Below are 9213 nucleotides of genomic sequence, written 5' to 3'. Positions count from 1 at the left end.
CGGTCGATGCCCAGTCGTCGTGGTTGTACCTGAAAAACGCCGCGCGCCTGCGCGAGGTGGCGGGATGCTTGGTGTTGACCGCCGATTAACACCCTAACCTGGAGGCGGGGAGCGAACGCTCCCCGAACCTGGTGTCACCGTGCGTTGCTACGCGAACGCACGCTACGCCCCACTCCCCATTACTGCTCTTCGGTGAAACCGAACGCGCCGCTGTGCACGAACACCAGCTTACAGTCCGCCAAATAGCGGGCATCGTGGATCCTTCCCGCCTTGTTATAGCCGACCTCGCCTTGCTCCAGCACGAACGGCTCGCCGTCCGCCTGTAGTTTGCCGTCGGCATCGCGCTTGAAGTACTGCACCGCCATACGCCCCGCAACCACGACGGTCATGTCGTCCCCCGGGTGCGAATGGGGCGGCTCGGTCATGCCGGCATCCCAATGCTCCATCAGCAGCTCGACACCATCCGGATCGGTCGGCAGCGTGCCTCGCATGCGAAATCCCGGCGGCTCGCCCTCCGGGGTAACCAGCTTTTGCCACACAGCGCTGGAGGCCGTGGTGACTTCATGCTTATAACTCGCCATACCGTTCTCCTTCGTCAAAGGTCAATCCTCAAGACATAGGACTTTACTACGTAATCCAATCTAGTCATTTGGCCTCAGTCATGCCATGGCGTTTTTACGCCATCGACACGCAAACCACGCGTCATCCGTCATCTTGTCAGCGTAAGCCACTCGCGAATCTTGGTCGCCACGCGTACGTCCCAGCCGAAACGCTTGCACAAACCGCTCACCGCCTCGCCGCATCGCAACTCGGCGGCGGCACGCGCGGTCGATGCCTGACCCACAGGCGGCCGCACGAGAAACGGCCAGCATTCATTTCCTTCAATAGGAGCACAACGATGGAATTTTCCGCCAGAGGCACTCCCCTGAGCGAAGATGGCTTGACGCAAGCCATCACCACCCTCGGCATCGACCACGCCGCTTTCTGGGCGGTATTGCAGGTTGAATCCAGCGGATTCGGCTTTCTCGCCGATAGAAGGCCGAAAATCTTGTTCGAGCGGCACATCTTCCACCGCGAAAGCCGGGCCCGCTTCAGCGAGGCCTATCCGGACATCAGCAATCCGCAACCCGGTGGTTACAGCCGAGGCGCCAGCGAATACGACCGCCTGCAACGCGCGATGGCACTCGACCATGCGGCCGCCTTGAAAAGCGCCTCGTGGGGCATCGCCCAGGTCATGGGCTTCAATCATGCCATCGTCGGCTTCGCGTCCGTCGAGGCGATGGTGCAAGCCATGGTCGCCGGGGAGGACCGCCAGATCATGGCCATGGTCAAATTCATTCAGAGCAATCAGCTCGATAGCGCGCTACGCCAGCCAGACTGGCGGCGCTTCGCGCGTGGCTATAACGGGCCGCGCTACGAAGAACGCAAATATCACGAAAAGCTGGCCGATGCCTATACGAAGGCGCGCGCCAACACCCCCAGCCTCACGCTTCGCAGCGTTCAGGCCGCCTTACTCTATCTTGGCTTCGCTCCCGGTCCCGTCGACGGCAAGGCGGGCGCACGCACCCGCGCGGCGCTTGGCGCATTCCAAACCCGCCATGGCCTGCCCGTTACGGGCGAGGCCGACCCGGCCTGTCAGGCGGCGCTGCTGGCCGCCGCTTTCCCCACCCCCTAAAGGAGGCATCCATGTCCACCATCGACTTCAACAGTTATCGCGCCACCACCGGCTTCAACAAACGCATCCGCTTTCTCGTGCTGCACTACACCGCGCTGGATTTCGCCGGCTCGATCACGGCACTGACGCGCGGCCAGGTGAGCGCGCACTATCTGCTGCCGGCGACAGCCGATCCGAGTTATCGTGCCGCCGGTTTCAGCAGCCAACGCATTTTCAACTTGGTCGACGAGCAGGATCGTGCCTGGCACGCGGGGTTGAGCCATTGGGCCGGCCGCGACAACCTCAACGACACCGCCATCGGCATCGAAATCGTCAATCAGCCGACCGAGACGCCGAGCGGCTTGCATTTCGTCGATTTCGAGCCGGGCCAGATCGACGCGCTACGCGAGCTGGCCGGCAACATCCTGATGCGCTATCCGGATATTTCGCCAAAGAATGTGCTCGGCCATGCCGACATCGCCTACCTGCGCAAGTCGGACCCCGGGCCCAAATTCCCATGGCAGACGTTGGCGCAATCAGGCATAGGCGCCTGGTACGAGGCGGAGAGAAAGCAAGCGTTTATCGATCAGTTTACGCGGCAAGGTCTGCCATCCCGCAGCGAAACCATCGCGGCGTTCAAGCAGTACGGCTATGCGGCGCCGGCCGACGATGCGGGGTTCAAGGCGTTGGTGCGGGCGTTCCAGATGCATTTCCGCCCGAGCGGTTACAGCGGGGAGATGGATATCGAGACCGGCGCGATCTTGTTCGCGCTCAATGCCCGCTATCGCTAGAGCGTGGCCAATGGCGCTCAGGGATGCGCGAGTCCTGCCAGCCACAGGATCAGCAGAGCGCCATTGGCCCAGGTCAGCCGCCGCAACCAGCCGGTCAAGCGGCGCAATCTGGCCTCGTCGGGCCGGGAGGCGTGCCGGACCAGGCCAATGCAGCACAGCAGCATGCCGACCAAGAGCGTCAATCGCAGCAAAGCCTGCATTATTCGAGATCCGGGATACGGTGGAAGCTCGAGGGGGCATCCTCGGGCTCGCGAAAACTGACGAACTCCCACGCGTCGGGGGTGGCCAGCAACTTGCGCAGCAGTAGATTATTCAACGCATGGCCGGACTTATGCCCGGAAAAAGCGCCGATGATGGGATGACCGACGATATACAGGTCGCCGATGGCATCGAGAATCTTGTGGCGGACGAACTCGTCCGGAAAACGCAGTCCATCCGGATTCAAGACGAACGCGTCATCGATCACGATGGCGTTTTCCAGATTGCCCCCCAGCCCCAGCCCATGGTTGCGCATCGATTCGACTTCATGCATGAAACCGAAGGTACGCGCGCGGCTGATTTCCTCGATATAGGAATGATTGGCGAAATCGACCAGCACCTTCTGCGGCGCCAGGTTGAAGGCGGGATGATCGAACTGGATCGACAGCGTGATTTTGAAACCGTCGTACGGCTCGAAACGAACCCATTTGTCGCCGTCGACCACCTCGATCGGCGCGCGAATGCGGATGAAACGCTTGGGTTTGGACTGCTCGACAACCCCCGCGGTTTGCAACAAATAGATAAAGGGCGCGGCGGAACCATCCATGATGGGCATTTCCGCCGCCGTCACCTCGACGATCAAATTGTCGATCCCCAATCCGGCAAAAGCTGACATCAAATGCTCGATGGTGCCGACACGCACGCCAGTCTCCGTGACTAGCGTTGAGGAGAGTCGCGTGTCGTTCACCATCAGCGGTTCGGCTTTTACCGCCACCGGCTCGGGCAAGTCGGTGCGATAGAAGATGATTCCCGTGTCGGGTTCGGCCGGCTTCAGGGTCAGGCGTACCCGTTCGCCGGAGTGCAAACCCACACCCGTGGCGCTGATCGCTTGCTTCAGCGTGCGCTGCAGAATCATTTGCTGCTTTCTACCAAATCAGGGACGACCTGAGTTTAGCATGGCCTTTGCCTATGCTTTATTAATTAAAAGGATTAAATCAATAGCAATTATCGATCAGTCGGCTTGCTTGCGCAGAAACGCCGGAATGTCGAACGATTCGCTCACCTCGGGATTGGAAAAATCGGTCGAGCTCGGCGTGCGGCGGCCACGGCTGCGCATGATGGCCGGCGTATCGAAGTCGTCGTAATTCAGCACTTCGACCGCACGGTCGTCGGTGCCGGTCTTGACGATCTTGATATATTCCGGACGCTCCTCGCCGCGCACCGTCGGCTTCTTGCCGAGGCCGGTGGCAATCAGGGTGACGCGGATCGTGTCTTCCGGAATATCGTCCACTTCGGCGGTGCCGAACTTCACTTCCGCGCTCTCGTCGGCGTACTGGCGCACGATCGACATGATTTCGCGGTATTCGCTCATCTTCAGGCAGCCCGGCGCAGTGGAAATATTCACCAGCACACCGCGCGCGCCTTCCAGCGTAATGTTGTCCAACAACGGGCTTGCCACCGCCTGCTCGGCGGCCACGCGCGCGCGGTCGATACCGGAGGCATAGGCGGACCCCATCATTGCCAGACCCATTTCGCACATCACGGTGCGCACGTCGGCAAAGTCGACGTTGATCAGACCCGGGCAGGTGATCACTTCGGCAATGCCGGCCACGGCGCCCTTGAGCACGTCATCGGCGGCGCGGAACGCCTCGCGCATGGTCACGTCGTCGCCAAGCACTTCCATCAGCTTTTCGTTCGGAATCACGATCAGCGAGTCGACATGCTTCTTCAGATCATCGATGCCGGATTGCGCCACCTTGGTACGCTTGCCTTCGTGCTCGAACGGACGGGTCACCACGCCGACGGTGAGAATACCCATTTCCTTCGCCACTTCGGCCACCACCGGCGCCGCGCCGGTGCCGGTACCGCCGCCCATGCCCGCGGTAACGAACACCATATTGGCGCCGCGCAGCGTATCGGCGATGCGTTCACGGTCTTCCAGCGCCGCATTGCGGCCAATCTCCGGATTGGCGCCCGCGCCCAGCCCCTTGGTCAGATTGGTGCCCAGTTGCAACTTGAGCTGCGCCTTGTTGCGCTTCAGGGTCTGCGCATCGGTGTTGGCGCAGATGAACTCAACGCCCTGCACCTTGCCGTCGATCATGTTGTCGATGGCATTGCAACCGCCGCCGCCAACGCCGATCACCTTGATCACGGCTTCTTGAGCCGTATCTTGCATCACTTCGAAAACCATTCCGCTCATTTTTCTCTCCTCATTTAAAGATGAGCCTGTTACTGGTGCTACGCCCGAAACAACCTTAAAAATTGCCTGCAAACCACGCCTTCATGCGCGAGAGCATGCCGCCCACGCTGCCCGAAGGCACTCTCGACCCCGACAGGGTCTGAATCTGGTCCTTGCCGTACAACAACAGCCCCACGCCCGTGGAGAAGCGCGGCGTCTTGACCACTTCGGACAGACCGCCGACATATTTCGGCACGCCGACGCGCACCGGCATGTGGAAGACTTCCTCGGCCAACTCGACCATGCCCGGCATCAGGCTCGCGCCGCCGGTCAGCACGATGCCGGAGGACAACATTTCCTCGAACCCGCTGCGGCGCAGCTCCTGTTGCACCAGCTGGAACAACTCCTCCACCCGCGGCTCGATCACCTCGGCCAAGGTCGCGCGCGACATCTGGCGCGGTCCGCGCTCGCCCACGCCCGGCACTTCGATCATTTGGCCCGGATCGGCAAGATTCACCAGCGCCACGCCGTGCTGAATCTTGATGTCTTCCGCCTCTTTGGTCGGCGTGCGCAGCGCCATGGCGATGTCGTTGGTAATCTGATCGCCGGCGATCGGAATCACTGCCGTGTGGCGGATGGCGCCGTTGGCGTACACCGCGATGTCGGTGGTGCCGCCGCCGATATCGATCAGGCACACGCCCAGATCCTTTTCGTCCTCCGACAGCACGGCGATGGCCGAGGCCATCGGCTGCAGCACCAGGTCGGACACCTCCAGCCCGCAGCGGCGCACGCACTTGGTCACGTTCTGCGCGGCGGACACCGCGCCGGTGACGATATGCACCTTGGCCTCCAGCCGCACGCCGCTCATGCCCAGCGGTTCGCGTACGCCCTCTTGACCGTCGATGCTGTATTCCTGTGTCAGGATATGCAGCACCTGATGGTCCGGCGGGATGCTCACGGCGCGCGCGGTCTCGATCACGCGGTCGATATCCATCTGCGTCACTTCCCGATCCTTGATCGCCACCATGCCGTGCGAGTTGACGCTCTTGATGTGGCTGCCGGCGATGCCGGTAAACACTTCATGGATCTTGCAGTCGGCCATGAGCTCGGCCTCCTCCAGCGCGCGCTGGATGGCTTGCACTGTGGATTCGATGTTCACCACCATGCCGCGCTTGAGTCCGCGCGAGGGCGTCTGCCCCATGCCGACGATGTTCAGCTGGCCATCCTCAAGGACCTCCGCGACGATCGCCACGATCTTCGACGTGCCGATGTCGAGGCCAACCAACATGTTCTTGCTTTCCTTCGGTTTGCTCACCTGTCGCTCCAACTGCTTACTTTTTACCCTGTGCCGCCTGCGGATCCTGGTAGCCAGGCATCCGGACGGCGAATCCATTCGGATAGCGCATATCGACATAGCTGACCGGATACGGCAGTCTCGCCACCGTGTCCTTCCAGTGCGTCGCGAAGCGCGCGGCACGTTGGATGACATCTCCGCGCCCCAGCTCGATATGCACGCTGTTATCCAATTCCACACTCCATGCGCGCCGGTCGGACAAGTACATGCGCGCGATCCTCAGTTCCGAGGGCGCGAGCACCTGCTTGAGTTGCAGATACGTCTGCGCCATGTCCTTCTGTGCGCCTGCCGGTCCAAAAAACACCGGCAAATCGTTCTGGTCGCTCGCGGCGTCGAACCATGTGCCGTTCACGTCCACCAGCCCATCCTCGCCCCACCGCGCCAGCGCCTGATACTCGTCGATGGCGATCTCCAGCGTGTCCGGCCAAGTGCGCCGCACCTGCGCATCGCGCACCCAAGGCAGCTTGCTGAAGGCCGACCGCGTTTTGTCGATGTCCAGCGTAAAGAACGATCCGGTCAGTTCATGCTCGGCGATGAACTTGAGCTGCTCCGGCGTGACCCGCTGCATCTGGCCGCTGATGCGAATCTTCTTCACCGGAAACACCGGCGCGTGCGTTACCCAGAAGCCCCCTGCGTACAGCAACATCCCCAGCGCGGCCAACAACAATCCATTCGCCAACCGCCGCAACGCAATGTGGTTATCCCACATGCGCCAAATCCAGTACCGCCAAGCACAGATCCTCGTAGCTCATGCCGGCTTGCCGCGCCGCCATCGGCACCAGGCTATGACTCGTCATGCCCGGTGCGGTGTTCGCTTCCAGCAGATAGGGATTGCCGGCCTCATCCAGCAGAAAATCGATCCGCCCCCACCCCGTGCCGCCAAGCACCTGGAACGCCGCGCGTGCCAACTCGCGCACTTCGGCCTCTCGCGCATCGGACAAGCCCGACGGGCAGCGGTAAACGGTATCGTCGCGGAAATACTTGGCCTCGTAGTCGTAAAACTCGGCCGCCGGCTCGATCTTGATGGTCGGCAGCGCACGATCGCCCAAGATCGCGCAGGTATACTCGCCGCCACCGATAAAGCGTTCCGCCAACACCAGCGCATCGTACTTCCGCGCCCCATCGAACGCGGCGCGCATCGCGCCGGCCTGCTTCACTTTGCTCACGCCGAAGCTCGAACCTTCGCATGCCGGCTTGATGAACAGCGGCAAACCCAATTCGGCCGCCACGCGATCCAGATCGCTGTTTTCATCCAGCAGCCGGAATGCCGGCACCGGCAGTCCCGCCGCTTGCCACAACAACTTGGTGCGCCACTTGTCCATGCCGATGGCCGAGGCCATCACGCCGCACCCGGTATACGGGATGCCCATCGTTTCCAGCGCGCCCTGCAAGGTACCGTCTTCGCCGAACGGACCGTGCAGGATGATGAACACGCGGTCGAACCCTTCTTCCTTCAACGCGAAAAGCGGCTTTTCGGCGGGATCGAACGCGTGCGCATCGACCCCGCGCGACAGGAGCGCCTTGAGCACGCCGTTGCCGCTCATCAGCGACACTTCGCGCTCCGAGGAGGACCCTCCCATCATTACCGCCACTTTGCCGTAGTGCTTCATTGCTTTCCTATTACGGGCCTCGGCCCTCATGCATTGCCTTGAATCTGCGCCACGATCTTGCCTGGCACCGCGCCGATCGACCCTGCGCCCATCGTTACCACCACGTCGCCATCGCGCGCCGCGTCCAAAATCGCGCCCGGCATGTCGTCGATGGCTTCAACGAAGATCGGCTCCACCTTGCCGGCAACGCGCAGCGCACGCGCCAGCGCCCGGCCATCGGCGGCGACGATCGGCGCCTCGCCGGCGGCATACACCTCGCCCAGCAGCAAGCCATCCACCGTCGACAACACCTTGACGAAATCCTCGAACAGATCGCGCGTGCGGCTGAAGCGGTGCGGCTGAAACGCCAGGAGCAGCCGGCGCGTCGGAAAGGCGCCGCGCACCGCGGCCAGCGTCGCGGCCATCTCCACCGGGTGATGGCCGTAGTCGTCGATCAGCGTGAACTGGCCGCCATCGCGGCATGGCACTTCGCCGTAGCGTTGGAAGCGCCGGCCGACGCCGGCGAAATCCGCCAACCCTTTTTGGATCGAGGCGACGTCCGCGCCGCACTCCAGACCGATGGCGATCGCCGCCAAGGCGTTCTGCACGTTGTGCCGTCCCGGCAAATTGAGCACCACCGGGAAGCGTTGACCGTCCTTGAGCACCACGTCGAAGCGCATGCGTCCGGCATCCGCCGTCACGTTTTCGGCGCGTACATGCGCGTCGGCGTTATCGATGCCGTAGGTGGTCACCGGCTTGGTCACGCGCGGCAGAATTTCGCGTACATGCGCGTCATCCACACACAATGCGGCGGAACCGTAGAACGGCAAACGCTGCAGAAAATCGACGAAGGCCTGCTTGAGCTTGTCGAAATCGTGGCCGTACGTGTCCATGTGGTCGGCATCGATATTGGTCACCACCGCCATCACCGGCGACAGATACAGGAACGAGGCATCCGATTCGTCGGCCTCCGCCACGAGGAAGTCGCCCGAGCCCAGCCGGGCATTGGTGCCGGCGGCGGTCAGTTTGCCGCCGATGACAAAGGTGGGATCGAGCCCCGCGGCGGCCAGCACCGACGACACCAGGCTCGTGGTGGTGGTCTTGCCATGGGTGCCGGCGATGGCGATGCCTTGCTTGAAGCGCATCAGCTCAGCCAGCATCAGCGCCCGCGGAATCACGGCGATATGCTGTGCCCGCGCCGCCGCCACTTCGGGATTGTCGTCGCGCACCGCGCTGGAGATCACCACCACGTCCGCGCCTTGAATGTAGGCGGCGTCATGACCGAGATGCACCGCCGCGCCCTGCGCCGAGAGGCGCTTGGTCGTGGCGTTGTCGGCCATATCGGAGCCGCTGACCGTATACCCCAGGTTCAGCAGCACCTCGGCGATGCCGCTCATGCCGACGCCGCCGATGCCTACGAAGTGGATGTGATTGACTCTATGCTTCAT

General features: G+C 62.3%; 10 protein-coding genes. 2 read left to right on the top strand and 8 right to left on the bottom strand.

Annotated elements, in window-relative coordinates; genetic code table 11:
- Positions 1-179 precede the first annotated feature (179 nt).
- Positions 180-581: a hypothetical protein gene (locus JOZ06_RS18520; protein ID WP_293235149.1), complete on the bottom strand. Its 402-nt coding sequence runs from the start codon at positions 579-581 to the stop codon at positions 180-182.
- Positions 582-898: 317 nt separating this feature from the next.
- On the opposite strand from JOZ06_RS18520, the gene JOZ06_RS18515 reads away from it, so the two are divergent.
- Both JOZ06_RS18515 and JOZ06_RS18510 read left to right on the top strand, forming a co-directional pair.
- Complete coding sequence (locus tag JOZ06_RS18515; protein ID WP_293235148.1) at positions 899-1675, top strand: N-acetylmuramidase domain-containing protein; 777 nt, start codon at positions 899-901, stop codon at positions 1673-1675.
- A gap of 11 nt (positions 1676-1686) precedes the next feature.
- A complete protein-coding gene (locus JOZ06_RS18510) occupies positions 1687-2445 on the top strand; it encodes an N-acetylmuramoyl-L-alanine amidase (RefSeq protein ID WP_293235147.1) in 759 nt (252 codons plus the stop codon).
- A gap of 17 nt (positions 2446-2462) precedes the next feature.
- On the opposite strand, the gene JOZ06_RS18505 is transcribed toward JOZ06_RS18510, so the two are convergent.
- The 7 genes from JOZ06_RS18505 to murC form a co-directional block, all read right to left on the bottom strand.
- Positions 2463-2645 carry a hypothetical protein gene (locus JOZ06_RS18505; RefSeq protein WP_293235146.1) on the bottom strand — a complete coding sequence of 61 codons (183 nt, stop codon included), beginning with the start codon at positions 2643-2645 and terminating at the stop codon, positions 2463-2465.
- Complete coding sequence (lpxC, locus tag JOZ06_RS18500) at positions 2645-3556, bottom strand: UDP-3-O-acyl-N-acetylglucosamine deacetylase (protein ID WP_293235154.1); 912 nt, start codon at positions 3554-3556, stop codon at positions 2645-2647. Before lpxC ends, JOZ06_RS18505 begins: the two co-directional genes overlap by 1 nt.
- A gap of 99 nt (positions 3557-3655) precedes the next feature.
- Complete coding sequence (ftsZ, locus tag JOZ06_RS18495; RefSeq protein ID WP_293235145.1) at positions 3656-4843, bottom strand: cell division protein FtsZ; 1188 nt, start codon at positions 4841-4843, stop codon at positions 3656-3658.
- Positions 4844-4898: 55 nt separating this feature from the next.
- Entirely contained in the window at positions 4899-6110 is a 1212-nt protein-coding gene (ftsA, locus tag JOZ06_RS18490; RefSeq protein ID WP_293235153.1) for a cell division protein FtsA, read from the bottom strand.
- Between the two features lie 43 nt (positions 6111-6153).
- A complete protein-coding gene (locus JOZ06_RS18485; protein WP_293235143.1) occupies positions 6154-6885 on the bottom strand; it encodes a cell division protein FtsQ/DivIB in 732 nt (243 codons plus the stop codon).
- Complete coding sequence (locus JOZ06_RS18480; protein WP_293235141.1) at positions 6875-7786, bottom strand: D-alanine--D-alanine ligase; 912 nt, start codon at positions 7784-7786, stop codon at positions 6875-6877. Before JOZ06_RS18480 ends, JOZ06_RS18485 begins: the two co-directional genes overlap by 11 nt.
- A 26-nt stretch (positions 7787-7812) precedes the next feature.
- Positions 7813-9213 carry a UDP-N-acetylmuramate--L-alanine ligase gene (murC, locus tag JOZ06_RS18475; protein ID WP_293235139.1) on the bottom strand — a complete coding sequence of 467 codons (1401 nt, stop codon included), beginning with the start codon at positions 9211-9213 and terminating at the stop codon, positions 7813-7815.

This window comes from Paludibacterium sp., from assembly GCF_019232825.1.
GTDB lineage: Bacteria > Pseudomonadota > Gammaproteobacteria > Burkholderiales > Chromobacteriaceae > Paludibacterium.
The sequence above is the reverse complement of the archived record's forward strand: the minus strand, read 5'-3'. Positions and strand labels throughout refer to the sequence as shown.

What these genes read in the sequence shown, in the direction of transcription:
- JOZ06_RS18520 (WP_293235149.1), bottom strand. Translation starts at nt 581, where the DNA reads ATGGCGAGTTATAAGCATGAAGTCACCACGGCCTCCAGCGCTGTGTGG.
- JOZ06_RS18515 (WP_293235148.1), top strand. Translation starts at nt 899, where the DNA reads ATGGAATTTTCCGCCAGAGGCACTCCCCTGAGCGAAGATGGCTTGACG.
- JOZ06_RS18510 (WP_293235147.1), top strand. Translation starts at nt 1,687, where the DNA reads ATGTCCACCATCGACTTCAACAGTTATCGCGCCACCACCGGCTTCAAC.
- JOZ06_RS18505 (WP_293235146.1), bottom strand. Translation starts at nt 2,645, where the DNA reads ATGCAGGCTTTGCTGCGATTGACGCTCTTGGTCGGCATGCTGCTGTGC.
- ftsZ (WP_293235145.1), bottom strand. Translation starts at nt 4,843, where the DNA reads ATGAGCGGAATGGTTTTCGAAGTGATGCAAGATACGGCTCAAGAAGCC.
- ftsA (WP_293235153.1), bottom strand. Translation starts at nt 6,110, where the DNA reads ATGTTGGTTGGCCTCGACATCGGCACGTCGAAGATCGTGGCGATCGTC.
- JOZ06_RS18485 (WP_293235143.1), bottom strand. Translation starts at nt 6,885, where the DNA reads ATGTGGGATAACCACATTGCGTTGCGGCGGTTGGCGAATGGATTGTTG.
- JOZ06_RS18480 (WP_293235141.1), bottom strand. Translation starts at nt 7,786, where the DNA reads ATGAAGCACTACGGCAAAGTGGCGGTAATGATGGGAGGGTCCTCCTCG.
- murC (WP_293235139.1), bottom strand. Translation starts at nt 9,213, where the DNA reads ATGAAGCATAGAGTCAATCACATCCACTTCGTAGGCATCGGCGGCGTC.